At 63.8% G+C, this 22,982-nt stretch carries 16 protein-coding genes and 2 pseudogenes; 6 read left to right on the top strand and 12 right to left on the bottom strand.

Features of this window, described 5'->3' with window-relative positions:
* Positions 1-44: 44 nt before the first annotated feature.
* From pcaG to BLV07_RS38280, 5 genes are all read right to left on the bottom strand, one after another.
* Positions 45-647, bottom strand: a complete 603-nt coding sequence (pcaG, locus tag BLV07_RS38300; RefSeq protein ID WP_091896550.1) for a protocatechuate 3,4-dioxygenase subunit alpha — start codon at positions 645-647, stop codon at positions 45-47.
* Entirely contained in the window at positions 648-1,349 is a 702-nt protein-coding gene (pcaH, locus tag BLV07_RS38295; protein WP_091896547.1) for a protocatechuate 3,4-dioxygenase subunit beta, read from the bottom strand.
* 247 nt (positions 1,350-1,596) lie between these two features.
* A complete protein-coding gene (locus BLV07_RS38290; protein ID WP_091896544.1) occupies positions 1,597-3,060 on the bottom strand; it encodes a trehalose-6-phosphate synthase in 1,464 nt (487 codons plus the stop codon).
* Positions 3,061-3,291: 231 nt separating this feature from the next.
* Positions 3,292-4,113: a trehalose-phosphatase gene (gene otsB / locus BLV07_RS38285; protein WP_091896541.1), complete on the bottom strand. Its 822-nt coding sequence runs from the start codon at positions 4,111-4,113 to the stop codon at positions 3,292-3,294.
* A 3-nt stretch (positions 4,114-4,116) separates the two neighbouring features.
* Positions 4,117-5,601, bottom strand: a complete 1,485-nt coding sequence (locus tag BLV07_RS38280) for an MFS transporter (protein WP_176946044.1) — start codon at positions 5,599-5,601, stop codon at positions 4,117-4,119.
* 182 nt (positions 5,602-5,783) lie between these two features.
* Between BLV07_RS38280 and BLV07_RS38275 the strand changes: the two genes are divergently transcribed.
* Positions 5,784-6,158, top strand: a complete 375-nt coding sequence (locus BLV07_RS38275; protein ID WP_091896538.1) for a DUF3175 domain-containing protein — start codon at positions 5,784-5,786, stop codon at positions 6,156-6,158.
* Between the two features lie 231 nt (positions 6,159-6,389).
* Here BLV07_RS38275 and BLV07_RS38270 read toward each other — a convergent pair whose 3' ends face one another.
* Together BLV07_RS38270 and BLV07_RS38265 are read right to left on the bottom strand one after the other, a co-directional pair.
* Positions 6,390-8,621, bottom strand: a complete 2,232-nt coding sequence (locus BLV07_RS38270) for a methyl-accepting chemotaxis protein (protein WP_091896535.1) — start codon at positions 8,619-8,621, stop codon at positions 6,390-6,392.
* A 609-nt stretch (positions 8,622-9,230) separates the two neighbouring features.
* Positions 9,231-10,448 (bottom strand): annotated as a pseudogene (locus BLV07_RS38265) (HAMP domain-containing protein); the annotation flags it as partial.
* 258 nt (positions 10,449-10,706) lie between these two features.
* On the opposite strand from BLV07_RS38265, the gene BLV07_RS38260 reads away from it, so the two are divergent.
* Together BLV07_RS38260 and BLV07_RS38255 are read left to right on the top strand one after the other, a co-directional pair.
* Entirely contained in the window at positions 10,707-11,861 is a 1,155-nt protein-coding gene (locus BLV07_RS38260) for an FIST N-terminal domain-containing protein (protein ID WP_091896532.1), read from the top strand.
* A complete protein-coding gene (locus tag BLV07_RS38255; RefSeq protein ID WP_091896531.1) occupies positions 11,858-13,216 on the top strand; it encodes a hybrid sensor histidine kinase/response regulator in 1,359 nt (452 codons plus the stop codon). The genes BLV07_RS38260 and BLV07_RS38255 overlap by 4 nt, the downstream gene beginning before the upstream one ends.
* Before the next feature lie 146 nt (positions 13,217-13,362).
* Here BLV07_RS38255 and BLV07_RS38250 read toward each other — a convergent pair whose 3' ends face one another.
* From BLV07_RS38250 to BLV07_RS38225, 5 genes and pseudogenes are all read right to left on the bottom strand, one after another.
* The gene (locus tag BLV07_RS38250; RefSeq protein WP_176946040.1) at positions 13,363-14,055 is read right to left on the bottom strand and encodes a response regulator; all 693 of its coding nucleotides are present in this window, start codon (positions 14,053-14,055) and stop codon (positions 13,363-13,365) included.
* A 103-nt stretch (positions 14,056-14,158) separates the two neighbouring features.
* Positions 14,159-14,845 (bottom strand): response regulator, encoded by a 687-nt coding sequence (locus BLV07_RS38245; protein ID WP_091896604.1) that lies wholly within the window; start codon positions 14,843-14,845, stop codon positions 14,159-14,161.
* 123 nt (positions 14,846-14,968) lie between these two features.
* On the bottom strand, positions 14,969-16,159 hold the full coding sequence (locus tag BLV07_RS38240; protein ID WP_349525550.1) for a c-type cytochrome: 1,191 nt from the start codon (positions 16,157-16,159) through the stop codon (positions 14,969-14,971).
* A gap of 139 nt (positions 16,160-16,298) precedes the next feature.
* Positions 16,299-18,014, bottom strand: coding sequence for a PQQ-dependent methanol/ethanol family dehydrogenase (locus BLV07_RS38235; RefSeq protein WP_091896525.1), 1,716 nt, complete (start codon positions 18,012-18,014; stop codon positions 16,299-16,301).
* 414 nt (positions 18,015-18,428) lie between these two features.
* Positions 18,429-18,655: pseudogene (locus BLV07_RS38225) on the bottom strand (SRPBCC family protein); the annotation flags it as partial.
* A 434-nt stretch (positions 18,656-19,089) separates the two neighbouring features.
* Between BLV07_RS38225 and BLV07_RS38220 the strand changes: the two are divergent.
* The 3 genes from BLV07_RS38220 (at position 19,090) to BLV07_RS38210 (ending at position 22,831) form a co-directional block, all read left to right on the top strand.
* Positions 19,090-19,590, top strand: a complete 501-nt coding sequence (locus BLV07_RS38220) for a (2Fe-2S)-binding protein (protein WP_091896516.1) — start codon at positions 19,090-19,092, stop codon at positions 19,588-19,590.
* 82 nt (positions 19,591-19,672) lie between these two features.
* The gene (locus tag BLV07_RS38215; protein WP_091896512.1) at positions 19,673-22,015 is read left to right on the top strand and encodes a xanthine dehydrogenase family protein molybdopterin-binding subunit; all 2,343 of its coding nucleotides are present in this window, start codon (positions 19,673-19,675) and stop codon (positions 22,013-22,015) included.
* 15 nt (positions 22,016-22,030) lie between these two features.
* Positions 22,031-22,831 (top strand): FAD binding domain-containing protein, encoded by an 801-nt coding sequence (locus BLV07_RS38210; RefSeq protein WP_091896509.1) that lies wholly within the window; start codon positions 22,031-22,033, stop codon positions 22,829-22,831.
* Positions 22,832-22,982 lie beyond the last annotated feature (151 nt).

Here is a 22,982-nt window from a genome sequence, read left to right as displayed (position 1 = left end):
ACCAGCGCGCCTCAGGCACGCGCGGATCCGGGACGAGGCGGGAGTTAAACGTCGAAGAACACCGTCTCGTCGTCGCCCTGGAGCCGCAGGTCGAGGCGGTAGACCGCTTTGCCGGCCTCGCGCGTCGCGACCAGCGTGGCGCGGCGCTCAGTGGGCACCAGCGCCAGCACGGGGTCGGCGGCGTTGCCGGCCTCGTCGCTGAAATAGATGCGGGTATAGAGATGCCTGAGCATGCCGCGCCCGAACACCGCAAGGAGGATGTGCGGCGCCTGCGACTTGCCCTCGGGATCGGGCACCGCGCCCGGCTTGATGGTGTCGAAGGAATAATTGCCGTCCTTGTCGGTGCCGCAGCGGGCAAAGCCGCGGAAGCTCGCATTCGGCAGCGCACGCTTGTCCTGCGGGTCGGCGAAGCGGCCCTGTGCGTCCGCCTGCCAGATCTCCAGCATGCAATCCGGTACGACGATGCCGTCGCCGTCGAACACCCGGCCCTCGATGCGGATGCGGTCGCCCGTGACGTCGGGCGTCAGTGTCGAGTTGGTGAACGCGTCGTTCCAGGCGTATTCGCCGTTTGGCGTCAGGCCGTACTTGAAGAACGGGCCGACGGTTTGCGATGGGGTGATACCGTTGGGCTTCACAGAATCCTGCACTTAATGGTTCTCCATAGGCGTGGCGTTCTGGCCGCGCAGCACGATGTCAAAGCGGTAGCAGAGCGCCCATTCCGGCTTTGTGTTCTCGAGATCGAACGAGGAGACCATCCGCGCCCGCGCCTTCTCGTCCGGCACCGAATTGAAGATCGGGTCGAACGGGAACAGCGGATCGTTCGGGAAATACATCTGCGTCACGAGGCGCGTGACGAAGGAATGGCCGAAGACCGAGAGGTGGATGTGCGCAGGCCGCCACGCATTGTGATGATTGCCCCAGGGGTAGGCGCCCGGCTTGATGGTGACGAAGCGGTAATAACCGGAGGCATCGCTCACGGTGCGGCCGGCGCCCGTGAAATTTGGATCGAGCGGCGCCGGGTGCTGGTCACGGACATGGACATAGCGACCGCAGGAATTGGCCTGCCAGATCTCGACCAGCGAGTTCGGCACGCCGCGGCCGTCCTCGTCGCGGACGTGGCCGTGCACGATGATGCGTTCGCCGAGCGGCTCGCCACTGTGCTGATGGGTGAGATCGTTGTCGCCCTCGCGCACGGTCTCGTGGCCATAGACCGGACCGGTCAGTTCCGACAGGGTGTGGCGCATCGGGATCAAGGGCTTGTTCGGCGCGCGCTTGATCGAGCTCTTGTACTCGGGCGACAGCGGCAGCGGATGCGCCTTGTTGCTGTCCGTGGGATAGATGAATGTCATTTGGCGAACTCCTCCCCGGCCATTGTGGACCGGCCGGTCAACGCTTCCGCCAATCATTATAGGATATAACTAATTTGGGGAAGCGGGTTTCGCGGGGCTATTCTTCACCTCGCCCGCAAGCGAGGACGGTCGCATCGCCCCGGCGATGCGAAGCATCGTCCGGCGCGATCCGGGCAAGGAGGTACAGGTCCTTTCATAAATCACGTGCGGCCCCCTCTCCCCGTAAAAAACGGGCAAGGGAAAAGAACTAGATCAACCGCACACCTGAGATCGCCGACTTCAGCCAGCGCAGCGCCTGCGGCGGCTGCGCTGCGAGCGGGACAACGGCGGCCTTTTCGGTCCGACATTTCTCAAGCTCAGCCACGAAGTCGGTCGACCATTGCTGGATGGTGTGGCCGCGCAGCTTCTTCATCATCACGTCCCAGCGCATCTTGCGCTCGGTGAGCGGCATTGAGGCCGCGACCGCGACCGCGCGCGCCATGCCGTCGATGTCGTGCGGATTGACCATCAAGGCGGTGTCGAGCTCGTTGGCCGCGCCCGCGAACTTCGATAGCACCAGCACGCCGGGATCGGCTGGGTTTTGCGCGGCGACGTATTCCTTGGCAACGAGGTTCATGCCGTCATGCAGCGGCGTCACCACGCCGATTTGCGCCGTGCGGTAGAGGCCAGCGAGCACGGTCTGGCTAAAACCCTTGTTCAAATAGCGGATCGGCGTCCAGTCCACTTCGCCGTGACGACCGTTGACGTCGGTGACGAGGCGCGCGACCTCGTTCTGGAGGTTGCCATAGGCCTCGATGCCACCTCGCGAGGGGTTCGCGATCTGGAGCAGCGAGATGCTGCGCGCAAACTGCGGATGCTCCGTCCAGAGCCGGTCGAATGCACTGATGCGGTTGACGAGGCCTTTCGAATAGTCGAGGCGGTCGACGCCGATCGCGAGGCGCTCGCCATTGAGGCTGCGCCGCAGCCGCGACACGTCGGGATGCGAGACCGACTTCGCCGCATATTGCGCGAACTTTTCCGCATCGATGCCGATCGGAAACACTTCACAGCGCGTGCGGCCATGCTGAGAGATCGCAACACCGTTCTCGATGCCGAGGCCGAGCTCGCCGCCGACATAAGCGAGGAAGTTCTGGCAGTCCTCATTGGTCTGGAAACCGAGCAGATCGTAGGCCAGCATCGCCGTGATCAGCTCGCGATGATTGGGCACGCCCTGCACCACCGCGGCGACCGGCCACGGCGTATGAAGAAAGAAACCGATGGGATCGCCGACGCCGAGACTACGCAGTTCTGCGCCGAGCGCGAGGAAGTGATAATCCTGCACCCAGAACGCGGTTTTTGCTTTTCGGAAACGCATCAAGGCGCGCGCCATGAAGGCGTTGACCTCGCGATAGCTGACATAGTCCTCGCGCGAGACGCGGATCAGATCGCTGCGCGAATGCAGTGCCGGCCACAACGCTGAATTAGCAAAGCCTTCGTAATAGCCGCCGTAATGTGCCGCCGGCAGATCCAGCGTCGCAATCGCGCCCGAACCCAGTGCTTCAATCTCGGCGAACGGTTCCTTCTGATGGCCATCACGCACGCGGCCTGAAGAACCCACCCAAATGGCCCCCGAATGTTCCACCACCGGCAGCAAGGCCGCCGCGAGGCCGCCCGTCATGGGTTCATTGGGTTTGCCGCGCGCGACGCGATTTGAAACGACAACTAAGTTCACAGGTCGTCCCCTCCTGTTTCATTCCAGCCCGTTTAACTGCCGTTCATCAATATGGTTCCGGATCATCGTTTCAACGAATTGAAACCAAAATCGGGCATGCGCGTTGGAACTGGCTTCCTTCGCGGAACCCGACGATTCATCAGCTTTTTGCGATTTGTGTTGCGCAGCATGCATTGCGATGCGCAACGATACTGCCGGGCATTATGTCCGCGAGGTGGCTCTGCCTTTGTTTCACCTCGGATCGAGCAGGCGCGCAAGGAACGCACGCACATCGCTCGGCGCATCGAAGTGACCATTCACACCCATGGCGCGGCGGCCGACCGAGAAGGCGAGCCCGTCCATATCAGGCATGATCGCGAACACGGTCTCATCCGTGACGTCGTCACCGATGAACAGAGGACGACGTCCCCTGAATGGCTCATGCTGCATCAATTCGTGCACACCGCTCGCCTTGGTGAAGCCGGAATGCTTGATCTCGCAGACGAATTTGCCAGGCAGCACCTCGATCGGCGCATTGGGCAGATCGGCGCGGATCAGCGACACGGATTCGTAGATCGCCTTCTCCGCATGCGGCGCAAGGCGGTAATGCAGTGCCAGCGAATAGCCCTTGTCCTCGAGCAGAATTCCCGGGCTGAGCTTGGCGATCGCAGCCAGCCGCCGCTTCAGCTCCTTGTCCAGCGGCGGCGCGTGGACGTCATCGGCTTCGCTGTCCACCGACAGCCGCATCTCGGCGCCGTGACCGGCGACGGCGCGAAACACGTCGGGCGCGAAGATCAGGTCAATGTCATTGAGCGAGCGGCCGCTGACCAGCGCCAGCGCGCCGGAGGTGCGTTCCACCAGACGATTGAGCGTGTCCGACAGCCCCGGCGGCACCCACACCTCGCGCGGCGTCGGCATCAGGTCGAGCAGCGTGCCGTCGATGTCGAGCAGGATCGCGGTCTCGTCCAGATGCGGCACGAGCGCATGCGGCACCGGCACCGTTTCCGGCGTCTCGTCGTCACCAGGGATGGTGAGCTTCTCGTCCAATGCCATTTCCGCAAGTTCCGATTTCATAGTCTACTCCATAAAGGCAAGCGGCCGTGCGATTTGTTCGAGCGATTTGCGCTCTGCCGAGACGGCATAGCGCCACGCCACGATCGCGGCCGCGATCATCAGGACTGCCCCCAGCAGATAGCCGGCGAACACGCTGGTGCGTGATCCCGTGTCGATCAGCGCGCCGAATAGTGCAGGCCCGATCACGCCGCCAATGCCGGTGCCGACTGCATAGAACACTGCGATCGCCAGCGCGCGAACCTCCAAGGGAAAGTTCTCGCTGACGGTGAGATAGGCCGCGCTCGCCGCCGGCGAGGCGAAGAAGAAGATCACCATCCAGGCCACGGTCTGCCCCTGCGCGCTGAGCGCGCCGATCGAGAACAGATAGCCTGACAGCGCCAGCAACAAGCCCGATACGCCATAGGTGAACACGATCATGGTGCGGCGGCCGAGCGTGTCGAACAGGCGGCCGAGCAGCAGCGGACCGAGGAAGTTGCCGGCGGCGAAGGGCAGCAGGTACCAGCCGACATGATCGGCGCTGATGCCGTAGAAATCGGTCAGCACCAGCGCGAAGGTGAAGAAGATGGCGTTGTAGAAGAACGCCTGCGCGCTCATCAGCACGAGGCCGACCAGCGCGCGCTGACGATAGGCCGAGAACAGCGTGTGGACGACCTCGGGGATCGGCGTGTGATCGCGCATCTTCAGGCGGATCTTCGCAAAGCGTCCGTCGCTCGTATCCTGGCCTTGTCCGATCACCGAGCATTCGATTTCGTCGACGATGGCATGCGCCTGGTCGGGTCGGCCGTGGATCATCAACCAGCGCGGACTCTCCGGAATCCACATCCGCATCAAGAGCACGACGAGCCCTACGGTCGCGCCGATCAGGTAAGCGAGGCGCCAGCCGAGATCGGGACCGATCACGGCCGGATCGAGCAGCACGATGGCCGCCACCGCGCCCATCGCAGCGCCAATCCAGAAGCTGCCGTTGATGATGAGATCGGTCCAGCCGCGATAGCGCGCCGGCACCAGCTCCTGGATGGTCGAATTGATCGCGGTGTATTCGCCGCCGATGCCGGCGCCGGTGAGGAAACGAAACAGCGCGTAGCTCGCGATATCCCATGACAGAGCAGTCGCAGCCGTCGCCGAGAGATAGAGCGCAAGCGTGATGAAGAACAATTTCTTGCGGCCGATGCGGTCGGTGAGCCAGCCGAAGCCGAGCGCACCCAGCACCGCGCCGGCAAGATAGGCGGAATTGGCGATGCCAAGATCCAGATTGGAGAAATGCAGCGAGGGGCTCTGCTTCAGCGCGCCCGAGAGCGCGCCGGCCAGCGTCACCTCGAGTCCATCAAGGATCCAGGTGATGCCGAGTGCGAGCACGACGCGCGTGTGAAAGCCGCTCCACGGCAGCGCATCGAGGCGCGAGGGAATGCTGGTCTCGACGACGCGATCCGTCGCCACCGCCGAGATCGCAGATTCATAATTCAGCGCTGGGCTTTGCTGCAATTCCATCGCGTTGTTGTGTCTGATCAATGGAAGCGGCCCCGGTTCACATAGCGTGGACGGGGTCGATCCGATGATGGGGATGCGGCATTCCGCCTGCCACCTGCGACAACGTTTGCGACGAGGCTGGGTTCCCATAGGAACAGCTGCCGAGAACATCCGTTTTCGATGGAGCTGCAAGGAGTTGACGCATGGCTCAGGTCAGAAAGACGACACATTCACGGAAGACAGGCGTGCGCAACACCGCGCGCCGCAAGGCCAGCACGACACGCAAGAGGTCAAGCCGACGCGCAGCACCGAAGCGATGGTCGCAGCGTGTGACGAAGGAGAGCGACGCACTCGATCTCAAGCGCGGTGTGTTCAAGCTCAAGGACCCCAAGAAAATCGCGGGCTCCCTGAAGCGCTCGGCCGAGCACAGCTCGCGCCGCAAGACTGGCGCCTATCGCTCCGCGCTGTCGATGCTGACGTTCTACATCAACCGCGCCGGCAAGACGCTGCCGAAGACCCAGCGCACGCGACTGGAGCGCGCGAAGGTGGAGCTGAAGCGGGCGTTTGGGCGGGAGTGAGTTTCAGATCTCCACCGTCGTCCCGGACAAGCGGAGCTCCCGACAACGCGCAGCGTTGTCCGGAGCGGAGCGCAGATGCGGGACCCATACTCCGCAGCAATCGTTTTGCGAAGATTCGGAGTTGCCAGCTCGTGCAGCAACGCAATTCGGTGGTGATGGGCCCCGGATCGACGCGCGCTTGAGGGCGCGCTTGTCCGAGACGACAGCCGAGGGTGGTGCGACGGCGGTGCCCTACGCCGCCCGGATATTCGCCATGAAGCGGTCGAGCTCGGCGCGCAGGCGGGTGCTTTCGCTCGACAGCGTCTTGGCCGAGTTCAGCACCTCTTCCGAGGCCGAACCGGTTTCGGCGGCGCCGCGGTTGACCTCGCCGATATCGGTGGCCGCGGTCTGAGTGCCCTGCGCGACGGTCTGGACGCTGCGGGCGATCTCCTGCGTTGCCGCACCCTGCTGCTCGACGGCGCTCGCGATCGAGGTCGAGATCGACGAGATCTGGCCGATGGTCGCGCCGATCTCCTTGATCGCGGCGACCGATTCGGCCGTGGCGCCCTGCATGCCGGTAATATGCGAGGAGATTTCATCCGTCGCCTTCGCGGTCTGGCTCGCCAGCGACTTCACCTCGCTCGCAACCACCGCAAAGCCGCGACCGGCTTCACCGGCGCGCGCCGCCTCGATGGTGGCGTTGAGCGCCAGAAGATTGGTCTGCTCGGCGATCGCCGTGATCAGCTTGACCACTTCACCGATCTGCTGGGCGGCATGCGACAGCTTGCCGATGCGGCCGTCGGTCTCCTTGGCCTGCACCACGGCGGCCTCGGCGATACGGCTGGAGTGCCGATATACGCGACCGGCTTCACCGGCGCGCGCCGCCTCGATGGTGGCGTTGAGCGCCAGAAGATTGGTCTGCTCGGCAATCGCCGTGATCAGCTTGACCACTTCGCCGATCTGCTGGGCGGCATGCGACAGTTTGCCGATGCGGCCGTCGGTCTCCTTGGCCTGCACCACGGCGGCCTCGGCAATGCGGCTGGAATCGCGGACCTGGCGGCCGATCTCCTCGACCGAGGCCGACAGCTCTTCGGTCGCGGTCGCCACCGACTGCATGTTGGACGAGGCCTGCTCGGAGACGCCGGCGACCTGGCTCGACAGGCTCTGCGTGGTCTCGGCGGTGCGGGTCAGCGTGGAGGCTGCCGATTCCAGCTGTACGGCGGATGCCGAGACGTTGGAGACGATGGCGCCGACCGCGCTCTCGAAATCGTCGGCAAAGCGGATCAGCTCGGCACGGCGGCTTGCCGCCTGCTCCCGGTTCTGGACTTCGCTGGCGGCGGCATCGTGCTCGGCCTTGGCCACCGCCTGAACCTTGAACTCCTCGACTGCGCCGGCCATCTCGCCGATCTCGTCCTTGCGGCCAAGTCCCGGCAGCACCACGTCGAAATTGCCCGAAGCCAGCTCCCGCATCGCCTTGCACATCGCAATCATCGGACGCGAGATACCATTGCCGAGCATCCAGGCCAGCACAGCACCGACGGCAAGGCCACCGAGCGCCATCATCAGCATCAGCCGCTCGGTCTCCCCGATGGTCGCATTGGCGCTCGCCTCGATGCGCTGCTGGTCGGCGGTCAGGTCCGAGCGCAGCTCGGCCGAGAGTTTGAGGATGGACGCGGCCGTCTTGGTCATCTCACCGTTCAGCTTGACGATGACCTTCACGTTTTCGGTCAGCTTTGCGAAAGAGGTGCGGTATTGCTTCAGGAGATTGCCGATCTCGGTGACGCGGTCGGTGATCTTCTGGTCATTCGCGTAGATCGAGACCAGCAAGGTCTCCAGAAACTTGATGCGGGCGATCACGCCATCGGCGGTCTTCGGCTCTGGCTTGGCGACGAAGGCGCTGACCGAGGTGGAAACCGCCAGATATTGCGAGGTGACGTCCTTGGCCGTGGTCTGGACCGATGCAAGCCCCGCCAGCGCAGCCGTGTCGGCGAGATCGTCGAACTTGAAGCGGATCTTGTTGCCGACGCTGTTGAGCTCATCGGCCGCGATCTTGTTGTTCTCGCGGGTCAGGGTGATGATCTCACCGAACACCTTCGTGAAGCGCTGGAATTCGGCCTCGAGCTTGCCGACCTGCTCACGGCGGGCGGCCCCGGTCGTGGCGGACATCGACTTGCCGATCGCGCTCCTCAGATTCTCTTCGGCGGCCTTGGCCGCGGTCTCGTCATCCGCCGCGCCCGTCAGCGTATAGGCCCGCGCCAACCCCTGATAGGCGATCAGCTCGCGGTCGACGGTCCGTGCGAGATCGGCTTCCGAGACGCTTGCGCGGTAGGAGGCCACGGCGGCCTGGATCCGCTCGAAGCCGAAATAGGCGAACGCCATGCTGACGGCGAGGATGGCGAGCACCGCCACGAAGCCAAGGATGATTTTTGCGCGAAACCGTAGCGTTGGCAGCTTCGATTGCTGCGACTTCGACTTGACCGACATTCCCCCACCCCATTCCATTCGCGGAAAACCAGGCGCAGCCGGAAGCAGCCCGCTTCCCGACTCCGCGGCACGTTACGGGGCAAAGGATAAGCTGTGGTAAATTTGTGGCACCGCAACTGGCGGTGAGGTGACGCGGGGATTAAGGCGGGCTTTCCCGCGCCGCTACAAATTGAAGGCCGGCGCGCAAATCCTCCGCGTCGTCCCGGACAAGCGTAGCTCCCGACAACGCGCAGCGTTGTCTGGAGCGGAGCGCCGATCCGGGACCCATACTCCGCAGCAATCGTTTTGCGAAGACTCGGAGTTACCAGCTCGTGCAGCAACGCAATTCGGTGTTTATGGGTCCCGGATCGGCGCGCGCTTGAGGGCGCGCTTGTCCGGGACGACAGCCGAGGGGTGGTGCGACAGCGGTGCCTTACGCCGCCCGGATATTCGCCATGAAGCGGTCGAGCTCGGCGCGCAGGCGGGTGCTTTCGCTCGACAGCGTCTTGGCCGAGTTCAGCACCTCTTCCGAGGCCGAACCGGTCTCGGCGGCGCCGCGGTTGACCTCGCCGATATCGGTGGCCGCGGTCTGGGTGCCCTGCGCGACGGTCTGGACGCTGCGCTTCGCTTGGCAAAGCGGATCAGCTCGGCACGGCGGCTTGCCGCCTGCTCCCGGTTCTGGACTTCGCTGGCGGCGGCATCGCGCTCGGCCTTGGCCACCGCCTGAACCTTGAACTCCTCGACCGCGCCGGCCATCTCGCCGATCTCGTCCTTGCGGCCAAGTCCCGGCAGCACCACGTCGAAATTGCCCGAGGCCAGCTCCCGCATCGCCTTGCACATCGCGATCATCGGACGCGACATGCCGGTCCCGAGCAGGAAGGCGAGGACCGCACCGAGCAGCGTGCCGCCGACGGCGAGGATCAGCACCAGTTGCTCGGTCTGTCCGATGGTCGCTTCCGACTGCGCATCCAGCCGCTGCTGTTCGGCGACGAGGTCCGCCTTCATGGCGGTGGCGCCCTGAAGGATCGCCCCGGCCGAGCCGCTCATTTCGGTCACGAGGTCATCGATCATCTTGGCGTTGGCGATCAGCTTCTCCAGCGCTTGCCGATAGGCTCCCAGCAGCGCCTTGGCGTCCTTCAGCCCGGCGACGATCTTGTCGTCCATGGAATAGACCGCACCGAGCGAGTTATCGACGAATTTCAGCCGCGCCAGCGCGCTTGCCGCGACCGCTTGGTCGGAATTGAGGATGAAATTGCTCGCGGCAGAACTTGCGGTCTGGAACTGGGCATTGACCTGCTTGGTGCCGAACTCGATTGCCTGCGCTTCCGCGTCGGAGGCGTTGTTGCCGATGTCGTCGAGCTTGTATTTCAGGAGATTGGCGTTCCGCTGGAGCTGGTTCTGGACCAGCAGCGCGCTGTCGCGCTTGGCCTGCAAGATCTTGGCAAAGGTCGCGGAGAAGTTGGAAAACTCCTTGGCAAGCTTGTTAAGGCCCTCCTGCCTCGCCGGCTTCTTGGCGCTCTTGATGGCCTGGTCGATCGCGGCCTTCAGGCTGGCTTCCGCCTCCAGCGCCGCCTTGGCGTCGTCCTCCTTGCCGGTCACGACAAAGTAGCGGGCGGCCGAACGATAGGCGAGCAGCTCGCGGTCGATGCTGCGAGCAAGGTCTGCCTCGGAAACGCTGGTGCGGTAGGACCCGACCCCGGAGGAAACCCGCTCGAAGCCGAAATAGGAGAAGGCCATGCTGCCGGCGGAAATCACCAGCACTGCGGCGAAGCCCAGAATGATCTTGGTACGAAACCTGAGGGTCGGAAATAGTGTGCGCTTCGACGGCGATGCGGTACGCCCGGACATTCCAACCCCCAACATCTGTTCTTGCACGTGCAACGCGGCCAGGAAGCAGCCCCTTCCGGACCGGCGATGAAAATTAGGGCAGAATCGTCAAGGGGCGGTAAATTCGTCCGCCCCTCCTCCGCAACGGCGGCTTGGTGCGGAACACGCGCCCCGCGGACCTGGCCGCCGAGTTGCGACCGGGCGAAAAAGGCCATACTCTTTGGACACTTGTCAGGCACTTGGCATTAGACCGAGCGGGTCCTCGAGGGGAGAAACGGAGTGGGGCAAACCGACTTTCGGTTTGGCGTTGCTGTCGCGAAGTCGAAGGCCGCGGGCGCCGAGCAAGCCGTTGCCGACCTCGCCGGCCAGCTCCCATCCGACGAGCTGGCGCTCATTCTGCTCTTCGTCTCCCCGAGCTACGATCCGCACCAATTCATCGCCGAGATCAGCCGACAATTTGATGGAGTCCCGGTCTGCGGCTGCACCACCGCCGGCGAGCTCGCTCCCGACGGCTGGGACGAGAACAGCGTCGTCGCTCTCGCGTTCAGCCGAGCCGACTTCTCGGCCGTGGTGCGCCCCATCCTCAATCTCGACAGTTTTCGCGTCGAGGACGGCCGCAGGATCGGCGCCGAGCTTCGGCAGGAGCTGCTGCGGGTGTCTTCCCAGATCGAGCGCGGAAATCCGTTCGGCCTGGTCCTGATCGACGGCCTGTGCCGCCGGGAAGAAGCGGTGATGTCCGCGATCTACGCCTCGCTGGACGACATTCCGATCGTCGGTGGATCTGCGGGCGACGGGATGCGCTTCGAGAGGACCTGGGTGTTCCTCGACGGCAAGGCGTACACGAATGCCGCTCTCCTGATCGTCTTGAGCACGTCGCTGCCGTTCCGGGTGTTCAAATGTGACAATTTCGAACCACGGCCGCAGAAGATGGTGGTCACCGAGGCCGACATCGAGAATCGAACGGTCAGGGAGCTGAACGCCGAGCCCGCGGCCCAGGAATATTCCCGCGTCGTCGGGATCATGGACGCCAAGCTCGATCCGTTCTCGTTCGCCTCGCATCCGGTTCTGGTCCGCGTCGGCGGCTCCTACTACGCCCGGTCGATCCAGCGCGTCGAACCGGACGGCTCGCTGCACTTCTTTTGCGCCATCGACGAGGGCATGGTGCTGACGGCGGCGACATCGCGCAGCCTGGTCGGCACGACACGCGAGGCCTTCGCGGAAACGCGTGACCAGATCGGCGAGGTCTCGCTCTATATCGGTTTCGAGTGCCTGCTGCGCCGGCTCGACGCCGAGCAGCACCAGCTCGCCCGCGACATGTCCGAGCTCTATCGCCAGAACCGCGTCGTCGGTTTTCATACCTACGGCGAACAGTTCGGCTCGATGCATGTGAACCAGACGTTCACGGGCGTCGCCATCGGCAGGCGCTCCTCATGAGCGGGCTATGGCAGGATGCCGAAACGGTCGAACAGCTGCAGCGCGAAGCCGCGAAGCTGAAGAAGATCAATGCCGCGCTGATGTCCCGCGTCGAGCGCTCGATGGACCAGCAGCTCAATGCCTTCTCGCTGTTCGAGACAGCCATCGCGCTCGACCGCCAGGTTCGAGACCGGACGCACCAGTTGCGCGAGGCACTGCATTCGATCGAACGCGCCAATGAGGGTCTGTATCGCGCCAAGCAGCAGGCCGAGGCCGCAAGCTCGCTCAAATCGTCCGTTCTGATCTCGGTCACCCACGACCTGTTACAGCCGCTGAACGCGGCGCGCCTGACGCTCTCGGCGCTGGCCGAGATGATGGAGACGCAGGAGGCGGGCCTGCTGATCGACCAGGTCGACCGCTCGCTGGTGACGCTGGAGGACCTGTTGCGATCGCTGCTGGAGATCGCCAAGCTCGACGCCGGCGCGCTCAGGCCGGACGTGCGTCCGCTGGCGCTCGCGCCGCTGTTCGAGCAGCTCCGCAACGAATTCGCGCCGATCGCGGCACGGCAAGGCCTGTCCTTGCGCATCCGCAACTCGCCGCTCGCGGTGTCGTCGGACATGATGATGCTCCGGCGCATCCTGCAAAATCTGCTTGCCAATGCCATCCGCTACACCCGCAGCGGCGGCGTCGTAATGGGATGCAGGCGCCGGAACAACCGCATCTGCGTCCAGGTCTCCGACACCGGACCGGGAATTGCGCAGGCGCAACAGGAGGCAATCTTTCGCGAATTCCAGCGCGGTGAGGCCAGCGCAACCGACCAGGCCGGGTTCGGGCTCGGTCTCTCCATCGTTCGCCGCTTCGCGACGGTGCTCGGACATGCGGTGCAGCTGTCGTCGCAGGTCGGCAAAGGATCGACATTCGTCCTGGAGCTCGAGCCGGCCGATCTCGCCGAGGTCAGCGACGAGGTGCACGAGACCAAGCTCGCCGAACGTCAATATGGTGGCCTCGAAGGCGCCAAGATCCTGCTGGTCGAGAACGATCCATCCGGCTCCGAGGCCATGGCCGCTCTGCTGGAAGGCTGGGGCTGCGATGTCGCGACCACGCGATCGGCAGCGGAAGCGCTGCTGCGTCTCAGCGAGCTGGGCGGCGCGCCCGACGCGGTCATCGCCGATCTTCATCTCGATCACGGCGAGAGCGGATTGTCGGCGATAGCCGACATCCGGCAGCAACTGAAGCTCGATGTGCCCGCGATGATCATCACCGCCGACTATTCCGAGAAGGCCGCCAAGCAAGCGAGCCTCTCCGGCCTCGAAGTGTTGAAGAAGCCGGTCAAGCCTGCCGAGATGCGCGCGCTGCTATCGTTCCTGCTGAGCTAGTTGGTGCGACGGTCACACAAAATACCGAAAAACAACCCCATGCACAGTAGCGGTAACTCATTACATTCCACCAAGACATTGATTCTTAAGCAAAGTCATCGACAGCACGACCGTCAATCGACGGGACGGGACGGAAGAAATTCGCGTCACCGCTGATCCGGTTGGGCACGCTCGCGCCTCGGCGTAGTGCCCTCGCCTGCCAGCGTCGCGAAATCGATCTGCGACATTTCGACGATCGCCTTGGTGCGGCTCAGCACGTTCAGCTTGCGCAGGATGTCCGAGACATGGACCTTCACGGTGGTCTCGGAAATCTTCAGCTCATAGGCGATCTGCTTGTTCTGCAGGCCGCGCTTGAGCATGTCGAGGACCCGCAATTGCTGCGGCGTCAGGTCATGCAGCCGTTTCAGCAGATCATGTGCAGGACTTGGGGCCCGCCGCGGCCGGAGTGCGCGATAGGCGTCGGGAATACAGACGAGACCCTGCAGCGCCTCGCCGATCGACTGGGCAAGCTCCTGCTTGGACGAGGATTTGAAGATGTAGCCGGCCACCCCGAGCGACAAGGCGCCGGAGATGATGCGCGGATCCTGATGACCCGACACGATGACGACGGGAACCTTCGGGAATGCCTTGCGGATGCGAATGATGCCCGAGAGGCCGGTCGTGCCCGGCATCGACAGATCGAGGAGGAGGAGATCGAGCTCGGCACCCGCTGACAGCTGTTCGAGCGCGCCGTCGATCGACGTCGCCTGCAGGATCTCGGCCCCGGGCGCCACCATTTGCAGCGCGCCTTCGAGCGCCTCGCGAAACAACGGATGGTCTTCGACAATCAGAAATCGCATCACGCGTGAGCCATTCCCAAATCGTTGCCGGGTTCGAGCTTGAACCGAGCATGTATCAGCCGGCCCGCGCCGGTTTGATCCAGGTCAAGAACGACGGCGCGGATCATTGCGGTCTCCCGCGATCGACCCTCGCATAGGGCCGGCTCCTGGGATCGGGCAGGTCCATCTTGCCGATTTCGATGATCGCCTTGTTGCGGCTGAACAGTCCGAGCTTGCGCAGGATCTCGGTGATGTGCGCTTTCACCGTGGATTCGGCGAGCTGTAGCTCCTGCGCGATCTGCCGGTTCGGATAACCGCGGCGAAGCAGGTCCAGCACCCGAAGCTGCTGCGGCGTGAGCTCGCGGAGCTTGACCACGAGGGCCTTGCTGGTCTCGGCTTTTCGCCGCGGCGGCGTCGGCACGAAATCCCGGGGCACCGATACCGATCCGGACAGCACGCCCTCGATCGACTGGGCCAGCTCGCGCTTCGACGTCGACTTCGGGAGATAGCCGGCCGCGCCGAGCGCCAGCGCTTCGCGGACCACATGCTGGTCCTCCTCGCTCGATACGATGGCGACCGGCAGGCGCGGATAGGTTTCACGCAAGCGGAGAAAGCCGGAGAAGCCGGTCGCATCCGGCAGCGACAGATCGAGCAGCGCGAGGTCGATCCCCTGCTCGGCCGACAGGATGTGCAGGGCGTCCTCGATCGACATCGCCTCCAGGATGCGGGCCTCTGGCAAGGCGAGCCGCACTGCATTGCCCAGCGCTTCGCGAAACAGCGGATGATCGTCGATGATCAGAAAGCTGGCCATGGCGCCTTCCAAAGGATCCACCGCACGAGCGGCGGCAGCGCACCCATCCTGCGCCGGTCCGGCGTCGGAAAGATGCATGATGGACGCTACCACATCTTCCCGATCCCGTCCGGTCAAGGCCGTTCAGTCGTTCGATTCGACCTGGACCGTCAGCAGGAAGGAATAAATGCTGTCGAACTGGTCGTCGGTGTAGACCTCCTTCCAGGCCGGCATGCCCTTGGCGGGGCGCCCCTCATGCACGGTCTTCCAGAACGTGTCGCGCATGTCGTCGCCGTAGCGGTGACGCAAGAGCCGCAGATCGATCTTCCGTTCGCTCTGGATGGCGTCGGGGCCGTGGCAATGCGCGCAAGTTCCGTTGAAGATCTCCTTGCCCGCACCGATGGTCTCCGCATTCGGCGCAGATGCATCGCCTTTGATCTCGGTTGCCACCACATTTGCGACCTGCCTCACGCTCGGCCCGGGGCCCGCTCCTGTCGTGGTTCCCGCCGGCACGGCCTGGGCCGCGCCAAAGCGAACAGGCTGTCCGGCCGGCAAGCCGTATTTCACCGCGAGATCGGCGATTGTCCTCCGAAGCGTCGGCAGGATCGCATCGACCCGATCGCGCAGCTCGGTCGAACCCTTCTCAAAGCCGATGGCGGCATCCCATGACAGGCCTTCGCCTTCGGTGAGCCGGATTTGATAGCGGTCATGATAGGCGGTCATGTTCAACCAGCCGGCGACGGGCCCCCAGATGAAGGCGACGTCGGCCCTGCCCTGATCGAGCGCCTGCATGGCCTCCTCGGGCGACAGCACAGTCACCTTCTGGATGTCGTCACGTGTCGCCAGGAGGTTTTGTGGTGTGCTGGCGTACTGGACCGCGACGCGCTTGCCCCTGAGGTCGTCCACGCCGCCGATCGCCTGACCTTTCGCCGCGACCAGGGCGTAGCCTTCCTTCGCAAAGGTGCTGGAGAAGATCACGGCAGGTCCCATGAAATCCTCGGAGCGCGGCAAGCCGATCATGGCGTCGCATTGCTTGCCCAGTAGCGTGACCCGCACGGTGCGCTTGCCGAAATAGGATTTGTACCAATCGTAAGAGATCGGTTGGCCGAGCGCCTGCGCCAGCGCCTGGCCAATTTCGACATAGAAGCCTGGCCGCGACGGATTATCGCTCGAGAACGGCAGATTGGTCGGATCGGCGCACAGACGGAACGGCTTCGCCTCGTCTGCGTGAGCGGTTGCGGCCGGTGCAATCAGCGCAGACGCGGCAGCCCATGCGAACAGTCCCGCGATGGTGCGATGGCGGCTCTTGCCGTTTCCTGGATTAATCGGACGCATCCTCATCTCCGGCAGCTGGGAATTGTTGGACCAAGCGTGGCGACACAGGATCTGGCCCGAGATCTGGCCGATGCCGTCGCCGCGCGATGTCGAGAAAGCGCGCGCGTATCCCGTTCCTCCGGGATACGCGCGCGAGTCGTCACTGGACGGAGAACACGAAGAGCGAACCGCCCTCGGGGGCTGCGGCCGTCATCTTCTTCCCAACCTCGCCCAGGAACGCGGGCAATGCAGCGGTGCGGCCGACGACGATGGCGACGTACTGTTTACCGTCGACACTGTAGGTCACCGGGCCCGCACCGATACCGGAGCCGAGATTCTTGCTCCACAGCACCTTGCCAGACTTCGCATCGATGGCGCGGAAGTCACCATGGATGTTACCGGCGAACACGAGGCCGCCGCCGGTGGTCAGCGTGCCGCCGTTGAACGGCAGGTCTTCCTTGATCGACCAGACCTTCTTCTGGGCGATGGGATCCCAGGCCACGAGCTCGCCGAGGAAGCCACCGGGGCCTTCCTTGGTCGGAAATTCGGCACCGAGATAGAACACGCCGCGCTTGTAGGCGACGTCGGAAACCGACCAGTCCATGCAGACATTGTTCGAGGGGATGTAGACGAGCCCGGTCTGCGGGTTGAACGACATTGGTTGCCAGTTCTTGCCGCCAATCAGGTTCGGACAGATGTCCTTGGCAGGATGGCCCGGCCCCGGACGCTTGTCCGGATCTTCGACCGCCCGCATGGTGTTGACGTCCCACTTCTTCGCCCAGTTGGAGAAGACGTATTTCTCCGCCGAGAGCACCTTGCCGGTCTCACGGTTGGCGACGAAGAAGTAGCCGTTACGATCCGCCTTCATCAGCGCCGGCACCGTGCTGCCGCCGATCTTGAGATCCGCGAGCACGGCCTCGTTGACGCCGTCATAGTCCCAGGCATCGGCCGGCGTGGTCTGGATGTGCCACTTGATCTTGCCGGTGTTGGGATCGAGCGCGAGCGTCGAGGCGGTGTAGAGGTTGGTCAGCTTGCCGAAATTGCCGTCGCCGGTCGAACGAACGCCGGTGTTCCACGGACCGGGATTGCTGGTGCCCCAATAGACGGTGTCGCTCTTGGGATCGTAGGAGCCGACCAGCCAGGCCGCACCGCCGCCATGTTGGGCGGAATCGCCCTTCCAGGTGTCGCCGCCGGGCTCATCCGGACTGGGAACCGTAAAGGTCTGCCACAATTGCTTGCCGCTGTTGATGTCGAAGGCCTGGAGCGAACCGCGCACGCCGTACTCACCGCCACCGAAACCGGTGATGACCTTGTCGCGCACCACCAGCGGCGGCGAGGTGATGACCGAACCCTGCTTGTAATCGACGACCTTCGTCGTCCATAGCGCCTTGCCGGTCGCGGCATCGAGCGCCGTCAGCTTGCCATCGAGGCGGCCGACGAAGATCTTTCCGTCGGCATAGGAGACGCCGCGGTTGTTCACGTCGCAGCAGGCATATTGCAGCACGTCATCGGGAATTTCGGGCTCCCAGGTCCATTTGCGCGCACCGGTCGCGGCATCGAGCGCATAGACGTATTTCGGGCCCCAGGAGCTCGAGACGTACAGCGTGTTGCCGACGACGATCGGCGAGGATTCGTTCGAGCGCAACGACGCCAGCGAGAACGAATAGGCGAGCGTCAGCTTGCCGGCGTTCTCGATATTGATCTGCTTGAGCGGGCTGTAACGCGTATTGCCGTAATCGTGGCCGGCAACGGCCCACTGGTTCGAATCGGATTGCGCCTTGATCAGCGAGTCGTTGGCACGGACGCCTGATGTGCCGGCGGCCAGCATCGCAACCATCGAAATACCAGCCAAAAAACCCTTCGTTCCAAAGGTCATGTATTCCCTCCGCGGTGTTGTTGTGTACGCCGGTTGGGCGCTGGAACGCATTGCGCTCCCGATGCGCAGTTTGCCTGCGAGCCATCGCGCAAATTACAGCATCGGCTTTTCGCGCTTAGTATAGGCGGAAGGTAGTAGTGCAAATCGTCGGCGGCTTTCGCCGCGCATCTCGTTGTCGAATCTCGGCTCTTTGCCTTGATTTTCAGGTGGAAACGCACCAAGCGAGTGTGGGGACCGACGACATCGCCTCACTCTCGGTCGTCGTCCCGGACAAGCGAACGAAGCGAGCGCTGATCCGGGACGACAGGGGAGTTTGTGTTGACCTTGCCTCGTCCCACTGCTTCGTCAGCTTGGCAATGTCGCGCGCAAGCCGGCCGCACGCGTCGGGCATCGCGCAACGATCGTGCGCCGCAGTCACGATGATGGCGCTACCACCGCCGCGAAGCTCTCGAAGAAATTCGCCGCGAGCTTTCGCGACGTCGAATCGATCAACCGCGAGCCGAGCTGCGCGAGCTTGCCGCCGATCTGAGCCTCGGCTTCGCAATGCAGGGTGGTGACGTCGCCACCTCTCCATCGAGCCTGGCCTTCGCGCCGCCCTTGGCGAAGCCGGCCACGCCGCCGGCGCCCTCGCCGACGCGGCGCGAAGGTCGGCGCAGCGACATCAGGCGCTCGGCAGGTCCAGGGCGCAGCCGCAATAAAATCAATGGCTTAACGTCCCGCCGCCTACTACCAAGATCGCGATTGCAAAGCCGCGAGCGCGTGCTCCTATTCACACTAGGGAACAAGACATCCAAGGGAGAACAACGTGCGGGAGGGCTGAGCTCGCAGGCGAGCGGCGGCGGTACGCGGCTTCGACGATGCGACGTTGTCCGCGGACGCGATGAGAACTTTCCGAACCTACCTTGCGGTCGCGCCATGCGTTGGCGACGGCCGGGCGCATCATGATCGAATCGCGCGCCGTGCCGGCCGCCACGATGACCTTTCCATGACGCGAGGTCACCAAAATGCCAGTTGCAAAGTTCCGTTGCGCTGTTTCTAATTAGAACCAATCAAAATCATTCTGGGAGGACTTCACGTGTCTACAGTCAAACTGACGGTCAACGGCAAGGCCGTTGCTGTCGACGTCGAGGACCGCACGCTGCTGGTCCACCTCTTGCGCGATCACCTCAACCTCACGGGGACCCATGTCGGCTGCGACACCAGCCAGTGCGGCGCCTGCGTCGTGCATATGGACGGCCGTGCCGTGAAATCCTGCACCATGCTGGCGGGACAGGCGGACGGCGCGAACGTCACCACGATCGAAGGCATCGCCAAGGGCGATGAGCTGCATCCGATGCAGGCCGCCTTCCGCGACAATCACGGTCTGCAATGCGGCTATTGCACGCCGGGCATGATCATGTCGGCAATCGACATCGTGCAGCGCCATCAAGCTCAAGGATCTGGCGGCCAGCTCGACGAAGCCACCGTACGTCAAGAGCTCGAGGGCAATATCTGCCGCTGCACCGGCTACCACAACATCGTCAAAGCCGTGCTGGATGCAGCCGGTCGCATGAAGGTTGCGCAGGCGGCCGAGTAGAGCGGCCGCCGCGAACAAGAAAACCACTGCCGCTTTCGATGGAAAGCGCGGGTCAACAAATTTCCGGTCGGGAGGACCAGACATGGGTGTTGAAGGCATCGGTGCGCGCGTCGTGCGCAAGGAAGACAAGCGTTTCATTACCGGCAAGGGCCGCTACGTCGACGACATCAAATTGCCGGGCATGACTCATGCCTATTTCATCAGAAGCCCGCACGCGCATGCCAAGGTGAAGGGGATCGACTCCTCTGCCGCCTTGAAGATGCCCGGCGTGGTCGCGGTGCTCACGGGACAACAGCTCGTCGACGACAAGGTCGGTAACCTCATCTGCGGCTGGGCCATCACCTCCAAGGATGGCAGCCCGATGAAGATGGGCGCATGGCCGGCGATGGCGCCGGAGACGGTGCGGTTCGTTGGCCAGGCCGTCGCGGTCGTGATCGCCGAGAGCAAGAATCTCGCGCGCGACGCGGCGGAAGCTGTCGTCGTCGATTACGAGGAGCTTCCCGCGGTCGCCGACATGCACGCCGCCATCAAGGCCGGCGCGCCGCAGCTGCATCCCGAAGCCCCCGGCAACCAGGTCTATGACTGGGTGATCGGCGACGAGGGTGCGGTCGATGCAGCCTTCTCGAAGGCCGCCAATGTGGTCAAGCTCGACGTCACCAACAACCGCCTCGCCCCGAATGCGATGGAGCCGCGCGCGGCGATCGCCGATTACGACGCGGCGGAGGAGCATTTCACGCTCTACACGACGTCGCAGAACCCGCACGTCGCCCGCCTCGTGCTGTCGGCGTTCTACAACATCGCGCCCGAGCACAAGCTGCGCGTGATCGCGCCCGACGTCGGCGGCGGCTTCGGCTCGAAGATCTTCATCTATCCCGAAGAGATGGTGGCGCTGTGGGCCTCCAAGAAGGTCGGTCGTCCCGTGAAGTGGACCGGCGACCGCACCGAGGCCTTCCTCACCGACGCGCATGGGCGCGACCATGTGACCCATGCCGAGATGGCCTTCGACACCAACAACAAGATCACCGGCTTGAAGGTGAAGACCTACGCCAATTTCGGCGCCTACATGTCGCTGTTCTCGTCGTCGGTGCCGACCTATCTCTACGCGACACTGCTGTCGGGCCAATACAACATCCCGGCGATCCATGCCGAGGTGATCGGGGTCTACACCAACACCACGCCGGTCGACGCCTATCGCGGCGCGGGCCGCCCCGAGGCCAGCTACCTGCTGGAACGGCTGATGGAGACGGCGGCACGGCAGCTGAAGGTCGATCCGGCCGAGCTGCGCCGAACCAACTTCATCACCCAGTTCCCGCACCAGACGCCTGTCATCATGGCCTATGACACCGGCGACTTTAACGCCTCGCTCGATGCGGCGATGAAGGCGATCGACTATGCTGGCTTCCCCGCCCGCAAGGCACAAGCCGAATCACAAGGCAAGCTGCGCGGCATCGGCGTGTCCTGCTACATCGAGGCCTGCGGCATCGCGCCGTCAAAAGCCGTCGGCAGTCTGGGTGCCGGCGTCGGCCTGTGGGAATCGGCCGAGGTGCGCGTCAATCCGGTCGGCACCATCGAGATCCTCACGGGATCGCACAGCCACGGCCAGGGCCACGAGACCACGTTCTGCCAGCTCGTCGCCGATCGCTTAGGCGTTCCCATCAGTCAGGTCTCGATCGTCCATGGCGACACCGACAAGGTGCAGTTCGGCATGGGCACCTACGGCTCGCGCTCGGCGGCCGTCGGTCTTACCGCGATCCTGAAGGCGATGGAGAAGATGGAATCCAAGGCCAAGAAGATCGCGGCGCATGCGCTGGAGGCGTCGGAGGCCGACATCGTCATTGAGAACGGCGAGTTCAAGGTCACGGGCACCGACAAGGCGATCGCCCTCCCGATGGTCGCGCTCGCAGCCTACACCGCGCACAATCTGCCTGAGGGGATGGAGCCGGGCCTGAAGGAGAGCGCCTTCTACGACCCCACCAACTTCACCTTCCCGGCTGGCGCCTATATCTGCGAGCTCGAGGTCGATCCCGGCACCGGCAAGACATCCTTCGTCAACTTCGTCGCGGCCGACGATTTCGGCCGGCTGATCAACCCGATGATCGTCGAAGGACAGGTCCATGGCGGCCTCGCCCAGGGCATCGGCCAGGCGCTGCTCGAGCACGCGATCTACGATGCCAACGGCCAGCCGGTGACGGCCTCGTTCATGGATTACTCCATGCCGCGTGCCGACGATTTGCCCTCGTTCAACCTCTCCCACACCACGACGCTGTGCCCGGGCAATCCCCTGGGCATCAAGGGCTGCGGTGAGGCCGGCGCGATCGGCGCTTCTGCAGCCGTGATCAACGCGATCACGGATGCGATCGGCAAGAACAATCTGGAAATGCCCGCGACCCCCGACCGGGTGTGGCGCACGATCAACGCCGCTTAAGAGGGAGGAACCAAGATGTACCAGACCACCTATCATCGGGCTTCCTCGGTCGACGAAGCCGTGAGCCTGTTCGGCAAGAGCAGCGAGGCGAAATTCCTGGCCGGCGGACAAACCCTGCTGCCGGTCATGAAGCAGCGGCTCGCCAATCCGTCAGACGTCATCGACCTCGGCAAGATCAAGGACATGATCGGCGTCGAGGCCTCCGGCGACACGCTGACCATCAAGGCCGCCACGCCGCATCATGATGTTGCCACCAGCGACGCCGCGAAGAAGGCGATTCCGGCACTCGCCTATCTGGCGTCACTGATCGGCGACCCCGCGGTGCGCTATCGCGGCACGATCGGTGGCTCGATCGCCAACAACGATCCCGCTGCCGACTATCCCGCCGCACTGCTCGCGCTCGGCGCCACCGTGAAGACCAACAAGCGGTCGATCTCGGCGGATGATTTCTTCAAGGGCCTGTTCACCACGGCACTCGAAGACGGCGAGATCATCACCGCTGTGTCGTTCCCGGTTCCGGCGAAAGCGGGCTACGCCAAGATGCGGCATCCGGCCTCGCGCTTCGCACTGACCGGCGTGTTCGTGGCGCAGACCAAGTCAGGCGAGGTGCGGGTGGCCGCCACCGGCGCCTCGCAGAACGGCGTGATGCGGGTCCCCGCCATCGAAGCCGCGTTGAAGGCGAACTGGTCGCCATCGGCGATCGACAGCGTCAATATTTCTGCGAGCGGATTGCTGGCTGACATCCATGGCACGGCCGAGTACCGCGCCAACCTCGTCAAAGTGATGGCACAGCGCGCGGTGACCGCTGCGGGCTGACGATCGCGCTTTAGCGCCTCGACACAAATTTTCCGCGGTGCGCACTTCGGTGCGCGCCGTTTTTATTTTGGCCATGCGGCATGAAAACCGCTTGCCTCGCTGGTGTGAAGGCGAGAAAAGTTAATCGACCAATTAACTCGCTACCAGAGCA

This window comes from Bradyrhizobium sp. Rc2d (genome assembly GCF_900099855.1).
Taxonomy (GTDB): domain Bacteria; phylum Pseudomonadota; class Alphaproteobacteria; order Rhizobiales; family Xanthobacteraceae; genus Bradyrhizobium.
The sequence above is the reverse complement of the archived record's forward strand: the minus strand, read 5'-3'. Positions and strand labels throughout refer to the sequence as shown.

Coding starts and splice junctions, on each gene's coding strand:
- BLV07_RS38245 (WP_091896604.1), bottom strand. CDS start 14,845: ATGGCCAGCTTTCTGATCATCGACGATCATCCGCTGTTTCGCGAAGCG.
- BLV07_RS38210 (WP_091896509.1), top strand. CDS start 22,031: ATGTACCAGACCACCTATCATCGGGCTTCCTCGGTCGACGAAGCCGTG.
- BLV07_RS38215 (WP_091896512.1), top strand. CDS start 19,673: ATGGGTGTTGAAGGCATCGGTGCGCGCGTCGTGCGCAAGGAAGACAAG.
- BLV07_RS38250 (WP_176946040.1), bottom strand. CDS start 14,055: ATGCGATTTCTGATTGTCGAAGACCATCCGTTGTTTCGCGAGGCGCTC.
- BLV07_RS38280 (WP_176946044.1), bottom strand. CDS start 5,601: ATGGAATTGCAGCAAAGCCCAGCGCTGAATTATGAATCTGCGATCTCG.
- BLV07_RS38235 (WP_091896525.1), bottom strand. CDS start 18,014: ATGACCTTTGGAACGAAGGGTTTTTTGGCTGGTATTTCGATGGTTGCG.
- pcaH (WP_091896547.1), bottom strand. CDS start 1,349: ATGACATTCATCTATCCCACGGACAGCAACAAGGCGCATCCGCTGCCG.
- BLV07_RS38270 (WP_091896535.1), bottom strand. CDS start 8,621: ATGTCGGTCAAGTCGAAGTCGCAGCAATCGAAGCTGCCAACGCTACGG.
- otsB (WP_091896541.1), bottom strand. CDS start 4,113: ATGAAATCGGAACTTGCGGAAATGGCATTGGACGAGAAGCTCACCATC.
- BLV07_RS38240 (WP_349525550.1), bottom strand. CDS start 16,159: ATGCGTCCGATTAATCCAGGAAACGGCAAGAGCCGCCATCGCACCATC.
- BLV07_RS38275 (WP_091896538.1), top strand. CDS start 5,784: ATGGCTCAGGTCAGAAAGACGACACATTCACGGAAGACAGGCGTGCGC.
- BLV07_RS38255 (WP_091896531.1), top strand. CDS start 11,858: ATGAGCGGGCTATGGCAGGATGCCGAAACGGTCGAACAGCTGCAGCGC.